The 19,801-nt window shown below is 73.4% G+C and carries 26 protein-coding genes; 20 read left to right on the top strand and 6 right to left on the bottom strand.

Annotated elements, in window-relative coordinates; genetic code table 11:
- Positions 1-113: 113 nt before the first annotated feature.
- The 3 genes from ACZ6O2_RS03325 to ACZ6O2_RS03315 all read left to right on the top strand — a co-directional run bounded on the left by ACZ6O2_RS03325 (position 114) and on the right by ACZ6O2_RS03315 (position 3,612).
- A complete protein-coding gene (locus ACZ6O2_RS03325) occupies positions 114-887 on the top strand; it encodes a hypothetical protein (RefSeq protein ID WP_350703382.1) in 774 nt (257 codons plus the stop codon).
- A gap of 2 nt (positions 888-889) precedes the next feature.
- Positions 890-1,861 (top strand): nucleoside triphosphate pyrophosphohydrolase, encoded by a 972-nt coding sequence (locus tag ACZ6O2_RS03320; protein WP_466021854.1) that lies wholly within the window; start codon positions 890-892, stop codon positions 1,859-1,861.
- Positions 1,862-1,992: 131 nt separating this feature from the next.
- Positions 1,993-3,612 (top strand): DUF885 domain-containing protein, encoded by a 1,620-nt coding sequence (locus ACZ6O2_RS03315; protein WP_466021853.1) that lies wholly within the window; start codon positions 1,993-1,995, stop codon positions 3,610-3,612.
- Between the two features lie 23 nt (positions 3,613-3,635).
- Here ACZ6O2_RS03315 and ACZ6O2_RS03310 read toward each other — a convergent pair whose 3' ends face one another.
- A complete protein-coding gene (locus ACZ6O2_RS03310) occupies positions 3,636-4,568 on the bottom strand; it encodes an NAD(+) diphosphatase (protein WP_466021852.1) in 933 nt (310 codons plus the stop codon).
- The gene (locus ACZ6O2_RS03305) at positions 4,565-5,257 is read right to left on the bottom strand and encodes a hypothetical protein (RefSeq protein ID WP_350703375.1); all 693 of its coding nucleotides are present in this window, start codon (positions 5,255-5,257) and stop codon (positions 4,565-4,567) included. The genes ACZ6O2_RS03310 and ACZ6O2_RS03305 overlap by 4 nt, the downstream gene beginning before the upstream one ends.
- A 234-nt stretch (positions 5,258-5,491) precedes the next feature.
- Between ACZ6O2_RS03305 and eno the strand changes: the two genes are divergently transcribed.
- From eno to ACZ6O2_RS03285, 4 genes are read left to right on the top strand one after another with little or no spacing between them, the layout of a single operon-like run.
- The gene (gene eno, locus ACZ6O2_RS03300; RefSeq protein ID WP_466021851.1) at positions 5,492-6,775 is read left to right on the top strand and encodes a phosphopyruvate hydratase; all 1,284 of its coding nucleotides are present in this window, start codon (positions 5,492-5,494) and stop codon (positions 6,773-6,775) included.
- 31 nt (positions 6,776-6,806) lie between these two features.
- The gene (locus ACZ6O2_RS03295) at positions 6,807-7,448 is read left to right on the top strand and encodes an FtsB family cell division protein (RefSeq protein WP_466021983.1); all 642 of its coding nucleotides are present in this window, start codon (positions 6,807-6,809) and stop codon (positions 7,446-7,448) included.
- A gap of 34 nt (positions 7,449-7,482) precedes the next feature.
- A complete protein-coding gene (locus ACZ6O2_RS03290) occupies positions 7,483-8,040 on the top strand; it encodes a DUF501 domain-containing protein (protein ID WP_466021850.1) in 558 nt (185 codons plus the stop codon).
- 2 nt (positions 8,041-8,042) lie between these two features.
- On the top strand, positions 8,043-8,579 hold the full coding sequence (locus ACZ6O2_RS03285; protein ID WP_350703562.1) for an amino-acid N-acetyltransferase: 537 nt from the start codon (positions 8,043-8,045) through the stop codon (positions 8,577-8,579).
- A 10-nt stretch (positions 8,580-8,589) separates the two neighbouring features.
- Here the strand turns inward: ACZ6O2_RS03285 and ACZ6O2_RS03280 are convergent, their stop codons facing one another.
- Entirely contained in the window at positions 8,590-9,492 is a 903-nt protein-coding gene (locus tag ACZ6O2_RS03280) for a CE1 family esterase (RefSeq protein WP_466021849.1), read from the bottom strand.
- 96 nt (positions 9,493-9,588) lie between these two features.
- Here ACZ6O2_RS03280 and ACZ6O2_RS03275 point away from each other — a divergent pair, with 96 nt between their 5' ends.
- From ACZ6O2_RS03275 to ACZ6O2_RS03245, 7 genes are all read left to right on the top strand, one after another.
- Complete coding sequence (locus ACZ6O2_RS03275) at positions 9,589-10,581, top strand: ArsR/SmtB family transcription factor (RefSeq protein ID WP_466021848.1); 993 nt, start codon at positions 9,589-9,591, stop codon at positions 10,579-10,581.
- A gap of 262 nt (positions 10,582-10,843) precedes the next feature.
- Complete coding sequence (locus ACZ6O2_RS03270; RefSeq protein ID WP_466021847.1) at positions 10,844-11,026, top strand: hypothetical protein; 183 nt, start codon at positions 10,844-10,846, stop codon at positions 11,024-11,026.
- Positions 11,027-11,053: 27 nt separating this feature from the next.
- Positions 11,054-11,983, top strand: a complete 930-nt coding sequence (locus ACZ6O2_RS03265) for a Ppx/GppA phosphatase family protein (protein WP_350703561.1) — start codon at positions 11,054-11,056, stop codon at positions 11,981-11,983.
- A 47-nt stretch (positions 11,984-12,030) separates the two neighbouring features.
- Entirely contained in the window at positions 12,031-12,234 is a 204-nt protein-coding gene (locus ACZ6O2_RS03260; protein WP_350703367.1) for a FitA-like ribbon-helix-helix domain-containing protein, read from the top strand.
- Positions 12,231-12,608, top strand: a complete 378-nt coding sequence (locus ACZ6O2_RS03255; RefSeq protein ID WP_357458241.1) for a type II toxin-antitoxin system death-on-curing family toxin — start codon at positions 12,231-12,233, stop codon at positions 12,606-12,608. Before ACZ6O2_RS03260 ends, ACZ6O2_RS03255 begins: the two co-directional genes overlap by 4 nt.
- Before the next feature lie 71 nt (positions 12,609-12,679).
- A complete protein-coding gene (locus ACZ6O2_RS03250; RefSeq protein ID WP_466021846.1) occupies positions 12,680-13,216 on the top strand; it encodes a VOC family protein in 537 nt (178 codons plus the stop codon).
- Complete coding sequence (locus ACZ6O2_RS03245) at positions 13,209-14,012, top strand: MerR family transcriptional regulator (protein WP_466021845.1); 804 nt, start codon at positions 13,209-13,211, stop codon at positions 14,010-14,012. The genes ACZ6O2_RS03250 and ACZ6O2_RS03245 overlap by 8 nt, the downstream gene beginning before the upstream one ends.
- A 140-nt stretch (positions 14,013-14,152) precedes the next feature.
- On the opposite strand, the gene ACZ6O2_RS03240 is transcribed toward ACZ6O2_RS03245, so the two are convergent.
- The gene (locus ACZ6O2_RS03240) at positions 14,153-14,542 is read right to left on the bottom strand and encodes a DoxX family protein (RefSeq protein ID WP_466021844.1); all 390 of its coding nucleotides are present in this window, start codon (positions 14,540-14,542) and stop codon (positions 14,153-14,155) included.
- 94 nt (positions 14,543-14,636) lie between these two features.
- On the opposite strand from ACZ6O2_RS03240, the gene ACZ6O2_RS03235 reads away from it, so the two are divergent.
- Positions 14,637-15,281: a TetR/AcrR family transcriptional regulator gene (locus ACZ6O2_RS03235; RefSeq protein WP_466021843.1), complete on the top strand. Its 645-nt coding sequence runs from the start codon at positions 14,637-14,639 to the stop codon at positions 15,279-15,281.
- A 134-nt stretch (positions 15,282-15,415) separates the two neighbouring features.
- Here ACZ6O2_RS03235 and ACZ6O2_RS03230 read toward each other — a convergent pair whose 3' ends face one another.
- Positions 15,416-15,613 carry a DUF397 domain-containing protein gene (locus ACZ6O2_RS03230; protein WP_466021842.1) on the bottom strand — a complete coding sequence of 66 codons (198 nt, stop codon included), beginning with the start codon at positions 15,611-15,613 and terminating at the stop codon, positions 15,416-15,418.
- Positions 15,604-16,413, bottom strand: coding sequence for a helix-turn-helix domain-containing protein (locus ACZ6O2_RS03225; protein ID WP_466021841.1), 810 nt, complete (start codon positions 16,411-16,413; stop codon positions 15,604-15,606). The genes ACZ6O2_RS03230 and ACZ6O2_RS03225 overlap by 10 nt, the downstream gene beginning before the upstream one ends.
- Before the next feature lie 152 nt (positions 16,414-16,565).
- Here ACZ6O2_RS03225 and ACZ6O2_RS03220 point away from each other — a divergent pair, with 152 nt between their 5' ends.
- The 5 genes from ACZ6O2_RS03220 to ACZ6O2_RS03200 all read left to right on the top strand — a co-directional run bounded on the left by ACZ6O2_RS03220 (position 16,566) and on the right by ACZ6O2_RS03200 (position 19,782).
- Positions 16,566-16,865, top strand: a complete 300-nt coding sequence (locus ACZ6O2_RS03220) for a hypothetical protein (RefSeq protein ID WP_350703354.1) — start codon at positions 16,566-16,568, stop codon at positions 16,863-16,865.
- Positions 16,866-16,923: 58 nt separating this feature from the next.
- Positions 16,924-17,256 carry a PadR family transcriptional regulator gene (locus ACZ6O2_RS03215; protein WP_350686966.1) on the top strand — a complete coding sequence of 111 codons (333 nt, stop codon included), beginning with the start codon at positions 16,924-16,926 and terminating at the stop codon, positions 17,254-17,256.
- A complete protein-coding gene (locus ACZ6O2_RS03210) occupies positions 17,253-18,290 on the top strand; it encodes an HAAS signaling domain-containing protein (RefSeq protein WP_466021840.1) in 1,038 nt (345 codons plus the stop codon). The genes ACZ6O2_RS03215 and ACZ6O2_RS03210 overlap by 4 nt, the downstream gene beginning before the upstream one ends.
- A gap of 118 nt (positions 18,291-18,408) precedes the next feature.
- Positions 18,409-18,888 (top strand): LppU/SCO3897 family protein, encoded by a 480-nt coding sequence (locus tag ACZ6O2_RS03205; RefSeq protein WP_350703348.1) that lies wholly within the window; start codon positions 18,409-18,411, stop codon positions 18,886-18,888.
- 207 nt (positions 18,889-19,095) lie between these two features.
- The gene (locus tag ACZ6O2_RS03200; RefSeq protein ID WP_350703346.1) at positions 19,096-19,782 is read left to right on the top strand and encodes a dienelactone hydrolase family protein; all 687 of its coding nucleotides are present in this window, start codon (positions 19,096-19,098) and stop codon (positions 19,780-19,782) included.
- Positions 19,783-19,801 lie beyond the last annotated feature (19 nt).

Genomic DNA, 19,801 nt, shown 5'->3' with positions numbered 1-19,801 from the left:
CACCGCCGATGTGGTGGGCGACAACCTCATGATTACGGGCGGTGGTCCGGGTCGGGCCGTGAGCAGGGTGGGGGGCGTCACAGGCGCCGGTTCGGCATGAGAGAGTGGCGAACATGCGTGCTCGCCGTCTGATCGCCGCCGCCAGCGTCGCGGCCCTCGGTCTCGTCTCCCTCGCCGCCTGCGGTAGGTCCGCGCCGGACGTCGCCGCGTACGTCGGTGACACCACCTACTCGATGAGCCGGGTGGACGAGATCTACGCCGACGCCCAGCGGATGTTCGGCGACGCGGTCCGCGCGGAGGCCAGCCGGGCCGGCGCCACCCCGTCGCCGGACCAGCTGCGTTCGCCGGTGACCCGGCAGGACGTCGTCAACCTGCTGGTCAGCATCGACCTGGGCAAGCGGGTCGTGGCCGCGAAGAACATCAGCGTGCGCGACCAGGTCAGCCCCGAGGATCTCCAGCAGCCGCTGCGGATGCCGGCCGGCGCCGAGTACGCGAAGCTGTGGGGCGAGTGGATCGACATCTCCCAGGCGCTCGGGGAGCAGCTACCGCCGGGCGAGCTGAGCGACGACTCGGTGATGGCCGTCTACCGGGCGCTGGAGAAGACCGGCCAGATCGACTCCGGCCTGGGGGTCGCCCAGGTCCGGCAGCTCTTCGGTGACGGTGGGTTCGTCCGCAGTGGCGCCGCGGTCAGCGCGGCCCTGCAGGAGGAGGCCGAGCGCGCCGACCTCTCGGTCAACCCGCGGTTCCGGCCGCTGGGCGTGCCGTCGCTGGTCGGCAACGGCCAGGCCCTGATCGCCTACTCGCTCCCGTACATCGACGAGGACGGCCCGGTCACCGATGTCTCGACTCCGGAACCGGTCCCGTCGAGCGGCCCGGCCGACAGCTGAGCATGCCGGCGCGGATCGTCCTGCTCGTCACCTCGCCCCGGCTGCCGGCCGGGCTGCTGACCGCGGCCGCCTGGGACGTCGTACGCCGGCATCCGGTGCTGGTGGGGGCGGAGAGCGAGCTGACCACGGCGGTCCGCGCGGCGGGCGCCGAGGTGACCGTCGTCGACGGTCCGGCGACGCAGGCGCTGCTGGACGCGGCGGCGGCGCACGGCACGGTGGTGTGGCTGGCCGGCCCGGCCGGCGACGAGTCGCTGGCCCGGGAGCTGGGCCTGCGGCTGGCCCGCGAGCCGGGGCTGGCCGAGCTGGAGCTGATGTACGGCTCGTGGGACCCGCCGGGTGCCCGGCTGCTCGACGCGGTGGCGGTGATGGACCGGCTGGCCTCGCCGGGCGGCGACCCGTGGAAGCGGGCGCAGACCCACCGCAGCCTCGCGGGCTTCCTGCTGGAGGAGTGCTACGAGGCGTACGACGCGATCAGCGCCGAGGACACCGACGCGCTGCGCGAGGAGTTGGGCGACGTGCTGCTCCAGGTGGTGCTGCACGCCCGGCTCGCCGAGGAGTTGCCCGAGGGGCGGCGGTGGACCGTCGACGACGTGGCCGGGGGCCTGGTCGACAAGATGGTCCGGCGCAACCCGCACGTCTTCGCGGAGGGCGAGGCGGGCACGCTGGAGGAGATCGAGGCGAGTTGGGAGCGGATCAAGCGGGCCGAGAAGGCGCGTGAATCGGTGCTGGACGGCATCGCGCTGAGCCAGCCCGCGCTCGCCCTGGCCGCCAAGATCCTCGACCGCGCCGGCCGGGTCGGGCTCGCCGTGCCGCCCCCGCTGGCGGAGTCCCAGGTGGACCCGGAGGCGCGGCTCGGCGCGGGCCTGCTCGCCACGGTGGCAGCGGCCCGCGAGGCCGGCCTGGACGCGGAGGCGGCCCTGCGCCGAGCCGCCCTCGCCTACGCGGACGCGATCCGCGCCGCCGAACGCTCCTGACCCCCGCCGCCAGACCGAGTCGATCATGAAGTTGGCGGGGTGGTCCGGCCCACCATGATCGACCCGGGGACGGCCGGGCCGACCCGACGCGAGGGGCGGGGGAAGCCGGGGCCGGCCGGTAGGGTCGGCGGGTGGAATCCTTTGTGCCGCTCGCCGAGCGGATCGTCGACGCGTTGCTGGAGAGCCGGCCGGGGCTCGCGACCTCCACCGGGGACCACCGGTACGACGACCGGCTGCCGGACCTGTCCGCGACCGCCGCCGTGGCCGACCAGGCGATGCTGAGGGAGGCCGCCGACGCGCTCTCCGAACTCGACCCGGACGCGCTGGGCGTCGAGGAGCGGGTCGACCACGCCCTGCTCACCTCGTTCGTGGACCAGGCGCTGTTCGAGTGGACCGAGATCCGCGCGCACGAGTGGGACCCGCTGGTACACAATCCGGGGCCGCTGCTGCACGCGCTGGCCGCCCGCCCGTACGCCCCGGTCGAGGAGCGGCTGACCAGCCTGGCCGGTCGGCTCGCGGCGGTGCCGGACGCGCTGGCGACCGCCCGCGCCACGCTGCGCGACATGCCGCGCATCCACGCCGAGACGGCGGTCGGGCAGTTCACCGGCACGGCGGCGCTGATCCGCGACGAGGTGCCGGCGCTGCTCGCGCAGGCGCCCGCGCTGCACGACCGGGTCGAGCCGGCCGCCATCGCGGCGATCGCCGCGCTCGAGGAGTTCGTCGCGTGGCTGCGCGTGGGCCTGGCGGCCGACGCCGGCCCCGGGCGTGACCCGCGCCTGGGCCGTCGCCGCTGGGAGGCGCGGCTCTGGCACACCCTCGACACCGAGCTGGGCGCCGCCGAGATCCAGCGCCGGGCCTGGGCCAACCTGGACCGGGTCACCGAGGAGATCCGCGCGGCGGCCGTCGAGCTGGTCGGCGGCCCGGCCGACGACGAGACCGTGCGCCGCGCGCTGGACATGCTGGCCGCCGAGCACCCCGACGACCACACCATCGTGGCGCTCGCCTCGGTGACGCTGGACGAGGCGACCGACTTCGTCCGCGCCCACGACCTGGTCACCCTGGTCGACGACCCCTGCGTGATCCAGGAGATGCCCGAGTTCGCCCGGGGCGTCGCGGTCGCCTACTGCGACTCGCCCGGCCCGCTGGAGACGGCGGCCGTGCCGACCTTCTACTGCATCGCGCCCACCCCGGCGGACTGGCCCGCGCACCGGGTCGAGTCGTTCTACCGGGAGTACAACGACCACATGATCCGCAACCTGACCGTGCACGAGGCGATGCCGGGGCACTTCCTCCAGCTCGCCCACGCCCGCCGGCACGTCGGGCCCACCCGGGTCCGGGCACTGACCGAGTCGGGGCCGTTCATCGAGGGCTGGGCGGTCTACACGGAGGAGCTGATGGCCGGCCTCGGCTTCGGCGGCCTGCCGGTGCGGTTGCAGCAGCTCAAGATGCAGCTCAGGATGACCATCAACGCGCTGCTGGACCAGCTCGTGCACTGCGAGGAGCTGCCGGAGGCGGAGGCGATGGCGCTGATGACGGGGCGGGGCTTCCAGGAGGAGGGCGAGGCGGCCGGCAAGTGGCGGCGCGCGCTGCTCACCTCGACGCAGCTCTCGACGTACTTCGTCGGCTACAGCGAGGTGGCCGAGATCGCCGCGGCCCGCCCGGCCGGCGTGTCGGTGCGCGACTGGCACGACGCGATGCTCGCCCACGACTGCCCGCCCCCGCGCCACCTGCGCACCCTGCTCGGCGTGTGAGCGCGGCCGGCCGCCGCGCGGGTTCAGCGCCGCGCGGCGGTCGCCGTCGCGTCGATCAGCCACCGCGAGATGGAGTACGCGGGCGGCAGCTCCGCCGGCAGCCGGTCGAGCGGGAACCAGCGCGCCTGGGTCAGCTCCCGCCCGTCCACCACCGGCTCGGCGGTGGGGTCGGCGGCGGTGGCGGTGAAGCCGGCGAGCAGCACGCTCGGGCCGGACAGCGCCCACGGCTGGCTGCCGAAGTAGGCCGGCTCGGTCAGCTCCAGCCCGACCTCCTCGCCGACCTCGCGACGGGCGGCCGCTTCCAGCGTCTCGCCGGCCTCGACGAACCCGGCCACGAGCGCCCACAGCCCGGTCGGCCCGGACGAGTGCCGCACCAGCAGCAGCTCGTCGGGGCGATCCACCGGGCCGGGGCGGGTGACCGCCACCAGCACGGCGGCGGAGAACCGCATCGGCACGTACAGGTCACAGTCGGGGCAGCGCCGGGCCGACTCCCCGGGCACGTCGGCCAGTTCGGCCCGGCAGGCCCCGCACCACCGGTGCGTACGCCGCCAGTCGACCACCGTCAGCGCCCGGCCGGCCAGCGTGGCGAGCGGCTCGGGCGCCTCGGCGGCGAGTGACGCCCAGCCGCGCCAGCGGCCGGTCAGCTCCTCCTGCCCGGTCGGCTCGGCCGCCCAGGCGGGGACGCCGTCCAGGGTGCCCAGCGGCACCCACGCGGTGTCGGCCGGCAGGTCGGCGATCCGCAGGACGGTGCCGTCTGCGCCGGTCAGCAGCTTGCGCCCGGCCACCGGCAGGGCCAGGTCGGTCGGCGCGGGCGCGACGGAGCGGTCGGCCCCGGGGACGAACCCGCCCGGTCGTCCGCGACCCGACGCCGCGTGCCCACCGGCCGCACCGGACGGGGTGGCGGCCGTGCCGGCCGGGTTCGGGGCGGCGGCGCCCGGGCCGGCCGGGCCGGTCACGAGGTGGTCGACCGGCGGTCCACCACGCCGGCGCCGGAGGGCAGGGCGAACGCGGTGGCGTCGACCGTCTCGCGGTAGTGGTGCAGGGCCAGCTCGACCGGCTTGCCGTCGACCTGGCCGGTGAAGCTGCCCAGCGCCCCCTCGGTCGTCACGCAGGCGATGAAGTCGCCGCTCGACCGCTCCACGTCGACGCAGGTGGCGTGGCGACCGGCGAGGGTGGTGTCGCTCTGCGTGATCACCGCGTCCGGATCGAGCGCGGCGGCGGTCAGCAGCCCCACCACGATCGGCGGCGTGACCAGGCCCTGCTGCTTGGCCTCGGTGAACAGGGCCACCGAGGGCTTCGCGTTGGGCGCGGGCGGGGCCTCCAGGGTGCAGGTGGCGCGGCCGGCGGCGGTCTCGCAGCGGGCGGTCGCCTCCGGGGTGACGGTGAGCTTGCCGCCCGGCCAGGTGTAGGCGGAGCGGGCCGGCTCCTGGGCCTGGACGATGGTGGCGGTCTGCCCGCCGGGAAGTTGGTAGTCGGCCGAGTACGTCAGCTCCAGCGCCCCGTCCAGCCGGGCGGCCATGTCGTTGACCAGGTCGGCCCGCCCGATCGCCCGGCCGGCGTCGTCCAGGGTCTGACAGCCGGTCACCGTGAGCGACGCGATGACCGACACGGCGAGCATGCGGAGAGTGGTCGAGGCGGCGGGCATGGCGAACAGCGTGGCCGATCGGGTCAACCGCGCGCAAACCCGTTGCCGGTTGAGGCCCGAGAATTCGGGAATGTCTGCGTAAAGCGTCGCCGGAGGGGAGGTTCGGGATCCGGTCCCCGTGCGCCCGGACCGCCCGCGTCCGACGGCCGCCCGATACGCTGCGTTCAACACCTGCCTCAGCCGCACCGTCGCGGCCCGAACCGGACCGGAACCACACAAACGAGGAGCGACTCAGTGGCAACCATCGAGGGAATCGTCGCGCGGGAGATTCTGGACTCGCGGGGCAACCCGACCGTCGAGGTCGAGGTCGGGCTCGACGACGGCACGATCGCCCGCGCGGCGGTGCCCTCCGGCGCCTCCACCGGCGCCTTCGAAGCGATCGAGCTGCGCGACGGTGACGCCGACCGCTACCAGGGCAAGGGTGTCGAGAAGGCGGTCTCGAACATCGAGGACAAGATCGTCGACGAGCTCATCGGCTACGAGGCCAGCGAGCAGCGGCTGATCGACCAGAAGATGCTCGACATCGACGGCACCGACAGCAAGTCCGAGCTGGGCGCGAACGCCATCCTCGGCGTCTCCCTGGCCGTGGCCAAGGCGGCGGCCGGCAGCGCGGAGCTGAGCCTCTTCCGCTACCTGGGCGGCCCGAACGCGCACCTGCTGCCGGTGCCGATGATGAACATCCTCAACGGCGGCGCGCACGCGGACTCCAACGTCGACATCCAGGAGTTCATGATCGCGCCGATCGGCGCGCCCAGCTTCCGCGAGGCGCTGCGCTCCGGCGCGGAGGTCTACCACGCGCTGAAGTCGGTGCTGAAGAAGAAGGACCTGTCCACCGGCCTCGGCGACGAGGGCGGCTTCGCGCCGAACCTGCCCACCAACTCCGCCGCGCTGGACCTGATCGCCGAGGCGGTCGAGAAGGCCGGCTACCGGCTCGGCACCGACATCGTCTTCGCGCTCGACGTGGCCGCCACCGAGTTCTTCGACAACGGCACCTACACCTTCGAGGGCGCCGCGAAGACCGCCGAGGAGATGAGCAACTACTACACCAAGCTCATCGGCGACTACCCGATCGTGTCGATCGAGGACCCGCTGTCCGAGGACGACTGGACCGGGTGGCAGACCCTCACCGCCTCCGTCGGCGACCGCATCCAGATCGTGGGCGACGACCTGTTCGTCACCAACCCGCAGCGGATCGCCCGCGGCATCGCCGAGAACGCCGCCAACGCGGTCCTGGTCAAGGTCAACCAGATCGGTTCGCTGACCGAGACCCTGGACGCGGTGGAACTCGCCCACCGGGCCGGCTTCAAGTGCATGATGAGCCACCGCTCCGGCGAGACCGAGGACACCACCATCGCCGACCTGGCGGTGGCCACCGGCTGCGGCCAGATCAAGACCGGTGCCCCGGCCCGCTCGGACCGGGTCGCGAAGTACAACCAGCTCCTGCGGATCGAGGAGGAGCTGGCCGACGCGGCGCGGTACGCCGGGGCGGGCGCGTTCCCGCGCTACCGTTCGGCCTGAGACCGCGAAGCCTCGGGGGAGGGGTGTGACGATGCAGCAGCGCCGCACACCGGGTGGTCAGCGTCCCGCCCGCCGGCCGGGTCACTCCGGCCGGCCGGGCGGGGCCCGGGGCGCCCGGGCCTCGGTCCGCGACGGCGGCGTCCGCGCCGAGCCGCGTGCCACCGCCGGTCGCGCACCGGGGACGGCCCGGGGCGCCGAGGGCGTACGCTCCGCGAACCGGCCCGCCGGGGCCCGTCGTGCGGCGGCCGGCGGCACGGTCAAGCGGCTCACCGCACCCCACTCCCGGGGCCTCACCGGGCGGGCCACTGTGCTGTTCGCGGTGCTGATCGCGCTCGCCCTGGCCTACACCTACCCGGTGCGGGTCTACCTCGACCAGCAGACCGACATCGAGCGGATGGAGGCCGCCCAGGCGGCCCAGCGCGAGGTGATCGAGGGACTCTCCGCCGAGGCGGCCAAGTGGCAGGACCCGGCGTACATCGAGACGAAGGCCCGGGAGCGGTTCTTCATGGTCCGCCCCGACGAGACGCTGCTGGTCGTGCTCTCCGACCCCGAGGGCGCCGCGCGGGACGCCGGCGGGCCCGCCCAGCCGGCGAAGCCCGCCACGCCCGACCCCTGGTATGACACCCTCTGGTCCAGCGTGCGGGCCGCCAACGGCGACCAGCCCGACAAGTGAGCAGCACCCGAGCACCGAACGAGAGATGGGCACCGTGACTGTCGTACCACCGCAGGAGCCGGCGGCGGACTCCGTACCCCCGCCGAAGCGCGAACCGGCCACGGAGGCCGACCTGGCCGCGGTGGCCGCGCAGCTCGGCCGCCCGCCCCGGGGCACCCGGGCGGTCGCCCACCGCTGCCCCTGCGGCCTGCCCGACGTGGTGGAGACGACGCCGCGCCTGGCCGACGGCACGCCCTTCCCGACGCTGTTCTACCTGACCTGCCCCCGCGCCACGGCGGCGTGCAGCCGGCTGGAGTCGGCCGGGCTGATGAAGGAGATGGCCGACCGGCTGGCCACCGACCCGGAGCTGGCCGCGCGCTACCGCGCCGCGCACGAGGACTACCTGGCCCGCCGGGAGGCGATCGGCGACGTCCCGGAGATCGCCGGCATCTCCGCCGGCGGCATGCCCGGCCGGGTGAAGTGCCTGCACGTGCACCTCGGGCACGCGCTGGGGGCCGGGCCGGGGGTCAACCCGTTCGGCGACGAGACGCTGGAGTTGGTGGAGAAGTGGTGGGCGGCCGGCCCCTGCGTGGACGTGCCGGCGGCCGACTGACCATGGCGGACGCGGGCGGGGGCGTGGCGGGGGCCGACGAGATCGTGGTGCGGCGGGCCCGCACCTCCGACGTGCGCGGCATCCGGCGGCTGGTCGACACCTACACCGACGACCGGCGGCTGCTCAGCAAGGCCACCGTCACCCTCTACGAGGACGTGCAGGAGTTCCGGGTCGCGGTCCGGGCGGACGACGGCGCGGTGGTCGGCTGCGGCGCGCTGCACGTGATGTGGGAGGACCTGGCCGAGATCCGGACGGTGGCGGTCGACCCGTCCTGCCGGGGCCGGAAACTCGGCCACCGGATCGTCGCGGAGCTGATCGACGCCGCCCGCGAGCTGGGCGTGGCCCGGATCTTCGTGCTCACCTTCGAGACCCGGTTCTTCGGCTCGTTCGGGTTCACCGAGATCGACGGCGCGCCGGTGCCGCAGCCCGTCTACGAGCAGTTGCTGCGCTCCTACGACGAGGGCGTCGCCGAGTTCCTGGACCTGGAGCGGGTCAAGCCGAACACCCTCGGCAACACCCGGATGCTGCTGCGCCTCTGAACCGCCGCTCTCAGGCGCGGCGCGGGTGGGCGGCGAAGAAGTCCCAGATCAGCTCGGTGGCGACGAGGCCCGCGTCGGGGTCGGCGAGTTGGCCGGCCGGCGCGCCGGGCCACGAGTGCCCCATGTCCGGCAGCGTGTAGACGGTGACGTCGCTGCCGTCGGCGCACCGCGCGTCAGCGCGGGTGATGCCCGCCGCCCCCGCCGGTGGCCGACCCGATGCCGGTTTGCAGCCGAGCCGCCGCTGCCAGGTCCGGACGCCCTCGGTGAAGGCGTCGGCGTAGCGGTCCTGCCCGCCGATGAACGTGATCACTGACACCGGATGCTCAGGTAGGTAGTCCTCGGAAGTCGTCCGGTGGCCGATGTAGCCACCGCTGACCACGCCGATCGCCGCGAAGACCCCGTCGACCTCGACGGCGGCCCGGAAACTCATGTCGCCGCCGTTGGAGATCCCGGTCAGGTAGATCCGGTCCGGGTCGGCCCGCCACGTCCGCACCAGGTGCGCGGTGAGGGCCTTGAGGAACCCGACGTCGTCGGCCGTCCCGCAGCAGATCAGCGCGTTGAAGCCGGCGCTCCGTCCGTCCGGGTACGCGACCAGGAAGTTCTCCCGGTCGGCCACCGCGTCCAGCCCGGTCGTCTCGCGCACGCCGGCGCCGCTGCCGGGATAGAAGTGCAGGGCGATCACCAGCGCGGTGGGCCGGGCCGGGTCGTAGCCGGGCGGGGCGTGCAGGAGGTAGCGGCGGTCAACCCCGTCGTGCGGCAGGTTCAGCCGGTGGTCACCGGCGGCGGGGCGCTCGACGGCCCCTGAAGGCGACGTGGCCGGGGTCGCCCCGAGCCGCTCCCGACCCCCGCCGCCGCACGCCGTGGCGACCGTGATGAGCACCAGCCCCGTCAGCACTGCCAACGTCCGTCGCACGCCCCGCCCCCTCCCGTGGCCGATGTCCACACTGGATTCCGCGCGGTCGGCGGGTCAACCCTTTCGGTCCTGGCCGAAGGCAGGCAGTCTGCTGGCATGCTGCGCCTCCGCCTGGGGCCGGCGGACCTGTGTCGGGTCCGCTTCGCCGATCGCCTGCATCCCGTCGGCACGGCCCTGCTGGCCTGTCAGGCGCTGCACGACCCCGACACCGCCCGGATGGCGCCCGGCCCCGCGGCGGGCGCGGCGGCGGCGACGGGCCGGGTCCGAGCCGCCGCCGCCGTGCTGCGGCACCTGCTGCCCGCCCGTGGGCGGCTCCCGGACTTCCTCACCCCGTTCGACGGCCTGGAGTCGGTGGCCGCCGGTCTGGAGGCGATCCGGGCCACCCCCGCCCGGCGCATCCGAGCCGAGGTCGCCGCCGCGTACGCCGACCTGGCCGGGTCGCCGCTGCGCCGGCGGTTCGCCGAGGCCGACCGGGAGACGATGAGCCTCTTTGGCCGGGCGCTGGGCACCTGGCACGACGGGGTGCTCCGGCCGCACTGGGCCGACCTGGCGGACGCGCACCGGCACCAGGTGGCGGGGGCGACCGGTCACCTCGCCACGCACGGGCTGGACGGCCTGCTGAACGCGTTGCACCCGGCGATCCGGTGGGAGGCGCCGACGCTGACGGTGCGGACCTGGTGGAGCGCGACGCTCCCCGGCACCGGCCACGGCCTCATCCTGCTGCCCTCGCCGCTGGCCGGCCCGCACCCCCGGGTGCTGGTGGAACCGGACCGGCCGGTGCTGGTCGTGTATCCCGCGCCGCTGCCCCGCCGGGTCGAGGCGAGCGCCTCCGACCCGCTCGGTCGCCTGCTCGGGGGCACCCGGGCGGCGGTGCTGCGCGGGCTCGCCGGGCCGGGCCGGCACACCACCACCGCGCTCGGCCGGGCGGTCGGGATCAGCCTCTCCTCGGCCTCCGAGCACGCGGCGGCGCTGCGGGCGGCCGGCCTGGTCAGCAGCGTCCGGGAGGGTGGGGCGGTGCTGCACAAGCTGACGTCGCTCGGCGCCGGGCTGCTCGGCCGGGACGACGTCCCGCCGGCCGGCCGCACCTGACCTCGCCGCCCCGCGGTCGCCGCAGGGCTCGCGCCGGGCGACGGACCACCGGGCTGACACGTCGACGCCCCGTACCGGCCCACCGGTCGCCGGCCCACCGGTCGCCGGGCCGCCGGTGCCGGGTCACGGCGGCCGGCGTCGACTGCAACGGCGGCCGGAGGGCACTGTCGCGGGCGGTCTCCGGAGTTTTCGGCACCGTCCCCTGTAATCCGTGGCGCTGACGCCGACAAGTATCCGCGACAGGGCGATCTGCGGAGGTGTCATGCAAGGCCGTGAAGAGCGGGTGACCGAGCTGTTCCGCCGACATGCCGACGACATCCATGCGTACGCGACCTGGCGGGTCGGCAGCCAGGATGCCGCGCGGGGCCACCGGCGCAGGCGGGCGACGGTGCTCGCCGCCGAACCGTCGGCACGACGACAACCCGCCGGGCACGGGAGAGGCTGACGTAGGGTTGCTGCCGTGACGACGCGCGTGGCCGCCATCGACTGCGGGACCAACTCGATCCGACTGCTGGTCGCCGACCTGCCCGATCCCTCGGCGGGCCCGGACGCGCCGCTGGTCGACCTGAGCCGGCGGATGGAGATCGTCCGCCTCGGCCAGGGTGTCGACAAGACGGGCCGGCTGGCCCCGGAGGCCATCGAGCGCACCCGCGTCGCGCTGGCCTCCTACGCGGCCGAGATCGAGAAGCTCGGCGCGGAGCGGGTCCGGATGTGCGCCACGTCGGCGTCCCGGGACGCCTCCAACGCCGCCGACTTCCGGGAGATGGTCGAGCGGACCCTCGGGGTCGCGCCCGAGGTGGTGACGGGTGACGAGGAGGCGCGGCTCTCCTTCACCGGTGCGGTGCGCGGGCTGCCCGCCGGCACCGAGGAGCCGTTCCTGGTCATCGACATCGGCGGCGGCTCGACCGAGTTCGTCGTGGGCACCCGTGCCGGCGGCGTCGAGGCGGCCATCTCGATGGACATCGGCTGCGTCCGGATGACCGAGCGGCACCTGCACGGCGACCCGCCGGGCATGGCCGAGGTCGCCGCTGCGCAGGCCGACATCGCCGTCGCGGTCGACCGGGCGCTGGCGGCTGTGCCGGGCCGGCAGGCCGCCACCCTGGTCGGGCTCGCCGGGTCGGTCACCACCGTGGTCGCCATCGCCCAGGGCCTCCAGGAGTACGACCCGGGCCGCATCCACCACGCCCGGGTGTCGTACGAGGCGGTGGCCGACGTGACGGCCGACCTGCTCGGCAAGACCCGGGAACAGCGGCTCGCGATCCCGGTGATGCACCCGGGCCGGGCGGACGTGATCGGCGCCGGCGCCCTGGTGCTCCGGGTGATCATGGAGCGGGCCGGGATGGCCTCGGTGGTCGCCTCCGAGCACGACATCCTCGACGGCATCGCCTGGTCGCTGGCCTGAGGTCGCGCGACCCGGAATCCGCTGGTCAGCAGCGGTATGATTTACATATGGTCACCACGGTCAATCTCCCCGACGGTCTGCACGAGCGGCTGAAGGCTCTCGCCGAGCAGGAGCACAGGTCGATGAACGCCACCATCGTCGTGGCGGTGGAGGAGTACGTGGCTGCTCGCAGCCGTCGCGCCCGCGTACAGGGTCTTGCCCGCGAGGTCGCGGACCGTGACGCCGAGCTGCTGCGGCGACTTGCCGAGTGATCAACTACCTGGACGTCGACGACCTGATGGAGATCGCCTCGATCGTCCTCGGCGAGGCACCGCAGGTGCGTGATCCCGGCCTGCTCTCCTCCGCGGTGGTGCGGCCCGCCACGGTTGCGTTCGGCCAGGAGGCGTATCCCGAACTGTGGGGCAAGGCCGCCGCGCTGCTGCACTCGATCTGCATGAACCACGCGCTGATCGACGGGAACAAGCGTCTCGCCTGGGCGGCGGCGCGCGTCTTCCTGGCCCTCAACGAGGTCCCGATCCGGGATGTCGACGTCGACCAGGCCGAAGCTCTCGTGATGTCGGTGGCCAGCGGCGCGATGACCGAGGTCTCCGACATCGCCCGAGAACTCCGCAAGCTCTATGTCTGATCCATGCGTGGAGACCCGGTCCACGAATCCGGCTTGACCCTCACGCCGCGTAAGGCCGGAGGGTGGGGTGCATGAGTGATCACTACGACGCTTTCGAAATTAGTCCCGTGCCCGATCCCGGCCCGGATGCGGTTGCGCCGGACCTGTACCGGGGCATCTACGGAATGCCCGCGTTCGCGTCGATCCCCACGAGCGATCTGGCGGCGTCGGTGGACTTCTGGACTCGTGGGCTCGGGTTCTTCGAGCTGTTCAGCATCCCCGGCACGCTCGTGCACCTGCGCCGGTGGGCGTTCCAGGACGTGCTCCTCGTCTCGGCGGCGAGCGTTCCGGAGCAGGCGCCAGCGATGAGCGTCAGTTTCGCGTGCGTGCTCAACCAGATCGATTCCCTTGTCGAGGCATGTCGGGCGTTGAGCCCGGACTCGGTCGACGGCCCACGGGACACCCCCTGGAACACCCGCGACGTGGAAGTGGTCACCCCCGAGAACGCGCGGATCGTCTTCACTGCGGCGAAGCCCTTTGATCCGGCCAGTCAGGAGGCGCGGAACCTTGAAGCCATGGGGATCACCCCACCGGGCGGCGGTCGCGGCGACACTGAGGAGCATGCCTGATGCCACTGACGTCGATGGGTTGACCGTCGGTCAGGTCTCGACGCGTCTGGGCGTGACAGTCCGCGCGCTGCACCACTGGGACGACATCGGTCTGGCGCGACCGTCGCTGCGCACGACTGCCGGATACCGGCTCTACACCGCCGCTGATCTGCAACGCCTGTACCGCATCGTCGTCTACCGGGAGATCGGCCTCGATCTGGACGGGATTCGGGCCATCCTGGACGACGCGACCGTGGACGTGCCCGGCGCACTGCGCGCGCAGCGCACCCAGGTGGCCCAACGGATCGACCGCCTCCAGCAGCTCAGCACCGGCCTGGATCGGATGATCGACGCCCACGAGCGCGGCCTGCTGCTGACCGTCGAGCAGCAGGCCGCGATCTTCGGCCCCGAGTGGAACACGGACTGGCCCGCCCAAGCCCGTCAGCGCTACGGAGACACGACGCAATGGCAGCAGTACGCCGAACGCTCAGCCTCTCGCAACCCGGAGGAATGGCAGGCCATCGCCGACGCCGTCGCTGACCTCGACCGTGCCCTCGGCGACGCGATGGACGCCGGTGTCGCCCCTGGCAGCCCCGAAGCGAATCAACTCGTCGAGCGGCACCGTGAGGTTTTCACGTCGTACTTTCCCCTCACCCGGCAGATGCAGGTCTGCCTCGGCCGCATGTTCGAGGCCGATCCGGGGTTCGCCGCCCACTACGACGGCATCCGCGCCGGCCTTGCCACGTGGTTCCGGCAGAGCGTCGACGCCAGTGCACGCGTCCACGGCATCGACCCCGACACCGCCACCTGGCAGTAGAGCGCGGATCCGGTACGACCAGGGCTGTGTCGAAGTCGGTCACAGCCACTCGTTGATGGCCTGTAGCCGGCCCATGCGGGGGCAGTCATCCTGTCGTGCCGACAAGCGTCGGCGGCTGGGCCTCGCCTACCGGCCGCCGGCTACCCCCAGTTCCGGGCAGCGAGGGCGTAGGGGCCGAACCTGCCCCAGGCGACCAACACCGCCAACGCGAGCACCACCAGATTGCCGATGCTGTGGGGGTATTCTCCCCGGCCGATGTGCACGATCCCGCCGCCGAGCATGACAACGGCGAGACCGGTGGCGGCGATCGGAGTGAGCACAGGCGCGATCAGGGTGAGGGCGGGAAGGATCAGCCCGACCGCGCCGAGCACCTCCAGGACGCCGATCACCTTCACCATTCCGGAAGAGAAGTCGACCACCCACGGCATCAACGGGACGAGCGAGTCCTTGGCCATGACGACCTTCATGCCGCCCGCCCCGGCGAACAGGACGGCGAGGAGGCCCTGGGCGACCCAGAGAACGATCTTCAACGTAACTCTCCAAAAACGAAGGGAGCCCTGCGGTTAAGCGGTGCGCTAACCGTACCAGAAGCGCAGGGCACCCTTCACTTCGTAGGATTGGGTCATGAGATCTGGTAAGGGGCTGCGGAGGGACGCCGAACTCAACCGGGGACGCGTCGTGGCGGCAGCCCGTGCCGTGTTCGGCGAGCGCGGGCTGGAGGCACCGCTCGAGGACGTGGCCCGGCGGGCCGAGGTCAACATCGCCACCCTCTACCGGCACTTCCCGAAGCGGGAGTCACTGATCGAGGCGGTACTGACCGATCGGCTGAACGAGCTGGCCGACCTCGCCGAGCAGGCCGTTCGGGCACCCGAGCCCGGGGCCGCCTTTCGCGACTTCGTCGAGCGGGTGTGTGCGATGCAGGCCGCCGACCGAGCGGTGACCGAAGGCTTCACCGCCTGTTTCCCCAACTCGCCCGGCATGGAGGAACCCCGGAGCCGGGCGCTGGGCGCACTGGATGCCCTGATCCGGCGCGCCCAGCAGGAGGGCCAGCTGCGCTCCGACGTGACGGGCGCCGACGTCATGCTGTTCCTGATGGCCAACGCCGGCGTGCTGCGCTCCACCCGGCAGTCGGCGCCGGGGGCGTGGCGGCGCCTGGTGGCGCTACTGCTCGACGCCTGCCATCCGGAGGGCTTCGCATCCGCACTGCCCCCCGTCCCCACTTCCGAGGAACTGCACGACGCGATGGTCGCCACCCGCCCTGGCCGCTGACCGGCGAACGGTCGGTCAGAGGTAGGCCACGCCCGTGGCGTCCACCAGCTGACCGGTGATCGGACCCAGGTGACCTATCCATGCGGTCATGGTTGTCGGCGCATGGGCGAGGAGCCGCGCCGCGTTCCACCCCGTTAGCGCGGGTGACGCCCTGCGACGCCGGCGACGAAGTGGGACCAGGCGGTCGGGTCGAAGGTGAGCACGGGGCCGGAGCGGTCCTTGCTGTCGCGGACCAGCACCACGCCGGGCAGGTTGTCGGCGACCTCCACGCACGAGGCGCCGCCGTTGTCGCTGCGGGTGGACTTGCGCCACCGGGCGCCGGTCAGCTCCATGTCTTCGCCACTTCCTGCATCAGGGTCAGCGACTGCCGCCGGGGCAGCGCCTCTGAGCGGACACTTTCCCACCTGCGGTGCAGGCTGGCAATCTCCTCGGCGCGGTCCAGTACCTGGGCGCGCAGCGGGCTGTCGAGATGCGCCACCCAGCCTCCGTCGGCGTACCCGGCCAGGATGAACGGCCCGGCAAGGCCCGGGTAGACGCCCACCTCGGTCGGAACGACATGCAGGTGGACGTGCGGACGCGCCGCCAGCGCGATCAGAAGCTCAAGCTGTTCGCGCATCACCCCGAACTGGTCGACCACCGGCCGGCGCAGGATGCCCTCGTCGATGACCGCGACCAGTTGCGGTGGCTGGGCGCGGTCGAGGATCTGCTGCCGCTGGAGTCGGGCGGTCACCCGCTGCTCGATCTGTTCCGGGCAGTGAAGCCCGCCGCCGGCGAGGACCGCGCGGGCGTAGCCCTCGGTCTGGAGGAGGCCGGGCAGGACGGAGATCTCGAACCACCACAGCGTGGCCGCCTCCTGCTCGACGGCCACCCAGGGCCGGAACCAGGCCGGCGCGGTCTCCACGCTGACCAGCGGCAGGATCCGTCCGAGCAGGCCGCCGCTGTCCAGCGCCTCGTCCGCGCGCCGGACGAAGTCGAGCGAGGGCGTACGCCGGCCGATCTCCACCATCCCGACGAGCGAGCCGGAGTAGTTGATCCGCCGGGCCAGTTCCTCCTGGCTCAGCCCGCGCTCGGTGCGCAGCCGCCGCAGCTCGCCGGCCAGGAGATCCAGCGTCGACAGTTGGGGTCTGGTCATCACACCTCGCTCACCGGGCTTCACATGTCGGGCCGGGCGGGCCACCGCCGACCGGTGCCCGCCGCGTGACTTCCGACCGTAGTCGGGTGGTCACGATGATGGGGGCGACCCGGGGCCCACAGTGCCCTCACAACCCGACGAGGGGCGATGACGTGACGATCCGACGCCTCCATCCGACGTGGTGCGTGCCCGAGAGCGGCTGCGGGACCAGCGCGCTGCACCTGTCCCGCCTGCGGCCGGTCGCGCCGCGCGGCGACGAGGTGATCCAGGTGCGTGCCGCGCTCTGGCAGATGGACGTCGGGCGGCTGGCTCCGGCCGGCGTCCTGCTGGAGTTGTCGGCCGGCGACGATCCGGAGCGCTGGCCGATCGACCTGGCGCAGGCTCGCGCGCTGGTGCACGTACTCCGGGATCTGCTGCGGATCGCGGAGGAGGCGGCGCGCCGCGCGGCCTGACCCGCCGCGCGGCGCGTTCCTTTGACACTACTTCGCAATGCGCAGTAGTGTGCGAAGCGTGGATACCACACAGCTCCTGAAGGGCGTGCTGGATCTCGCGGTTCTCGCCGTCCTGCGCGAGGAGGACGGCTACGGTTACGACATCCTGCGCCGCCTCCGCGAGGCCGGGCTGGAGGAGGTCGGCGACGCCTCGGTCTACGGCACGCTGCGCCGGCTCTACGCCGCCGGCCTGCTGACCACCTACGTCGTGCCGAGCGAGTCCGGCCCGCACCGCAAGTACTACTCCCTCAACGCCGCCGGCCGGGACCAGCTCACCCGCTACGGCAAGCTCTGGCGCTCGTTCGCCACCACCATGGACGCACTGCTCGACGATCGGGGGATGGCGGCATGACCGTCACGGAGCAGGAGATCGCGGACTACGTCGCACGGGTGCGGGCCGCGCTGGCCGACCTGCCGCCGGCGCACCGTGACGAGTTGACCGAGGACCTGCCGGAACACCTCGCCGAGGTCGCCGTCGAGGCCGGCGGCAGCCTGGTCGAGCGGCTCGGCGAGCCCGAGGCGTACGCGGCCGAGCTGCGCGCCGCCGCCGGGGTCGGCGCCGTCGCCGGTGGCCGCCGCCGCGACCGCCGCCTGGCCGCCGCCGTGGACCGGCTCCGCGCGCGGGCGCAGCGCTGGGACGTCCAACTCGGGCCGCCCCTGGGGTACGCCTCGGCGAGCGAGTTCCTCCGGCTGCTCCGGCCGGCCTGGTGGGTGCTGCGCGGCTACCTGGCCGCCATGCTCGTCACGGTGGCCACCACCGGTGGCTCGTTCGGCGTGCTGCCCGAGCTGAACGGCAGCGTGCTGGCCGGCCTGGTGCTGCTCGCCGGCAGCGTGCTCGCCTCGATCTGGCTCGGCCACCACACGCCGAGCCTGACCCGGCCCAAGCGGCGGCTGCTGCACGCCGGCACGGCGGTGCTGGTGGTCTTCGGGCTGATCGGCCTGACCGACGTGAACGGCCGCGTCGGCTCGGGGGACTTCGGCTACGAGCACATCTCGGTCGACGACCGGTACTCCCACGTCCGGGACGTCTACGTCTACGACAGCGAGGGCCGGCTGGTGGAGAACGCCCGGCTCTTCGACCAGAACGGCGACCCGATCCGCCTCGGTTACCCGGACTGCCCGGACGGGTGGGACCCGAGAGGCGTCGGCAACCCGCTGCTGCGCCCGTACCCGTACTGCCCCGAGCGGGCGCCGTTCGCGCCGCGCCCGCCGGCGGCCACCTCGCCCACGCCCGGCCTGCCCCCGTTGGCGCCCACCGCGTCGGCCGACCCGTCCGGCCCGGTCCCGCCGGGCGGCCCGACGGCCGGAGCGACCGCGGTCCCGACCGCGGAGGCCCCGCCCGCGACGGAGGCCCCGGCCGCCACCCCGGCGCCGAGCCGGACGTGAACCGGATCGCGTCCGGGAAGCTGGGAAATAGCTGAACGGATGAGGTCGACGGGGCGGCGACCGTCGTACCTGATCGCTACGGTGTCGTCTGCTCATCCACCCCTCGGAAGGACAACCCGTGTCAGAGCAGGTCGCACCGCCCCCCGCGCCGGACGCCGCGCAGCCCCCGTCGGCCTTCCAGGCGCCCCCGGCGGAGCCGGAGACGAAGAAGTCCGGCTCCAGGAAGGTGCTCGGCATCGTGGGCGCGATCGTCGCGTTCCTGGTCATCGCGGGGCTCAAGTTCGGCGTCGGCTCGGCCATCGGCAACTTCCTCAACAAGGACGAGACCGCCGACGCCAAGGTCGGCGACTGCATCGCCGAGCTGCCCGAGGTGACCGGCACCAAGGAGGAGAAGGTCGACGGCGCGAAGGTCGTCGAGTGCACCTCCACCGACGCCGTGTACAACGTGGTCGGTCGGGTCGACGGGCAGACCGAGACGCAGGCCCGCTCCGGCGAGGCGTGCGAGCAGTACATCAAGGAAGACCAGGACGGTTACGTCTTCTACAGCATCGAGCCGGGCAAGAAGGGCTACCTGCTCTGCCTGACCAAGAAGGCCTGACCGGCCCCACGGCAGCACAGCACCGCCGACGGCGGCGCGGACGACGGTCCGCGCCGCCGTCGGCGTCTGCGCGTACGGCCGGCGAACGGGAGGTGAATGCCACTGTTCCGGCGTCTTCCCCGGGGCGCGCACGGCGTGGCAGGCTACCGGCACGTAGGACCACTGGGCGACCAGCCAACGATGACTGACCGCTAGGAGGACGGGCCGATGGGCGAAATGGTGAGCTTCACCAGCAACGGGGGTACGCGCGAGGGGTATCTCGCGATACCGTCCGGCGGTGCGGCCAGCCCAGCGGTCATCGTCATCCAGGACTGGTGGGGGCTCGTGCCCCACATCACCTCCGTCGCGGACCGGTTCGCCGAGGCCGGGTTCGTGGCCCTCGCCCCGGACTTCCGCCACGGCGGCCCGGCCAGCAAGCCCGACGAGCCGCGCCAGATGCTGAACAGCCCGCAGATGGACGAGGCGGCGGCGGACATCGCCGCCGCGGCGGACTACCTCGCCGGGCGTTCCGAGGTCACCGGCAAGGTCGGCTGCGCCGGCTTCTGCGCGGGCGCGAGCCTGGCCCTGTGGGCGGCCAGCCGCACCGAGCGGATCGTCGCCACCGCCGCCTTCTACCCCCGGCTGCCCTGGGACGGGATGCGCTCCGAGTGGGCCGACTACGCGGGCAAGGCCGCCCTCATCCACTGCTCCGAAGCCGACGGCACCTCCGCCGCCGACGGCGTGCAGACCGTCCGCCGCGCCGTCGAGACCGCCGGCGGCACGTGCCAGACCTACGACTACCCCGGCACCGCGCACGCCTTCTTCAACGAGGACCGGCCGGAGAACTTCGACCAGCGCGCCGCCGCCACCGCCTGGGCGCGCACCCTCGAACTCTTCCGGGCCAAGCTTGGCTGAGCCGCGTACGCCCGACGAG

It is taken from the genome of Micromonospora sp. NPDC048040 (assembly GCF_055587185.1).
This window is presented reverse-complemented; position numbering and strand designations above follow the sequence as displayed.

Excerpts from the sequence above, each read along its gene's own strand:
- ACZ6O2_RS03245 (WP_466021845.1), top strand. The coding sequence starts at position 13,209 with ATGCCTGATGCCACTGACGTCGATGGGTTGACCGTCGGTCAGGTCTCG.
- ACZ6O2_RS03325 (WP_350703382.1), top strand. The coding sequence starts at position 114 with ATGCGTGCTCGCCGTCTGATCGCCGCCGCCAGCGTCGCGGCCCTCGGT.
- ACZ6O2_RS03275 (WP_466021848.1), top strand. The coding sequence starts at position 9,589 with ATGCTGCGCCTCCGCCTGGGGCCGGCGGACCTGTGTCGGGTCCGCTTC.
- ACZ6O2_RS03305 (WP_350703375.1), bottom strand. The coding sequence starts at position 5,257 with ATGCCCGCCGCCTCGACCACTCTCCGCATGCTCGCCGTGTCGGTCATC.
- ACZ6O2_RS03285 (WP_350703562.1), top strand. The coding sequence starts at position 8,043 with ATGGCGGACGCGGGCGGGGGCGTGGCGGGGGCCGACGAGATCGTGGTG.
- ACZ6O2_RS03250 (WP_466021846.1), top strand. The coding sequence starts at position 12,680 with ATGAGTGATCACTACGACGCTTTCGAAATTAGTCCCGTGCCCGATCCC.
- ACZ6O2_RS03320 (WP_466021854.1), top strand. The coding sequence starts at position 890 with ATGCCGGCGCGGATCGTCCTGCTCGTCACCTCGCCCCGGCTGCCGGCC.
- ACZ6O2_RS03230 (WP_466021842.1), bottom strand. The coding sequence starts at position 15,613 with ATGGAGCTGACCGGCGCCCGGTGGCGCAAGTCCACCCGCAGCGACAAC.
- ACZ6O2_RS03260 (WP_350703367.1), top strand. The coding sequence starts at position 12,031 with ATGGTCACCACGGTCAATCTCCCCGACGGTCTGCACGAGCGGCTGAAG.
- ACZ6O2_RS03225 (WP_466021841.1), bottom strand. The coding sequence starts at position 16,413 with ATGACCAGACCCCAACTGTCGACGCTGGATCTCCTGGCCGGCGAGCTG.
- ACZ6O2_RS03210 (WP_466021840.1), top strand. The coding sequence starts at position 17,253 with ATGACCGTCACGGAGCAGGAGATCGCGGACTACGTCGCACGGGTGCGG.
- ACZ6O2_RS03235 (WP_466021843.1), top strand. The coding sequence starts at position 14,637 with ATGAGATCTGGTAAGGGGCTGCGGAGGGACGCCGAACTCAACCGGGGA.
- ACZ6O2_RS03200 (WP_350703346.1), top strand. The coding sequence starts at position 19,096 with ATGGGCGAAATGGTGAGCTTCACCAGCAACGGGGGTACGCGCGAGGGG.
- ACZ6O2_RS03270 (WP_466021847.1), top strand. The coding sequence starts at position 10,844 with ATGCAAGGCCGTGAAGAGCGGGTGACCGAGCTGTTCCGCCGACATGCC.
- ACZ6O2_RS03295 (WP_466021983.1), top strand. The coding sequence starts at position 6,807 with ATGCAGCAGCGCCGCACACCGGGTGGTCAGCGTCCCGCCCGCCGGCCG.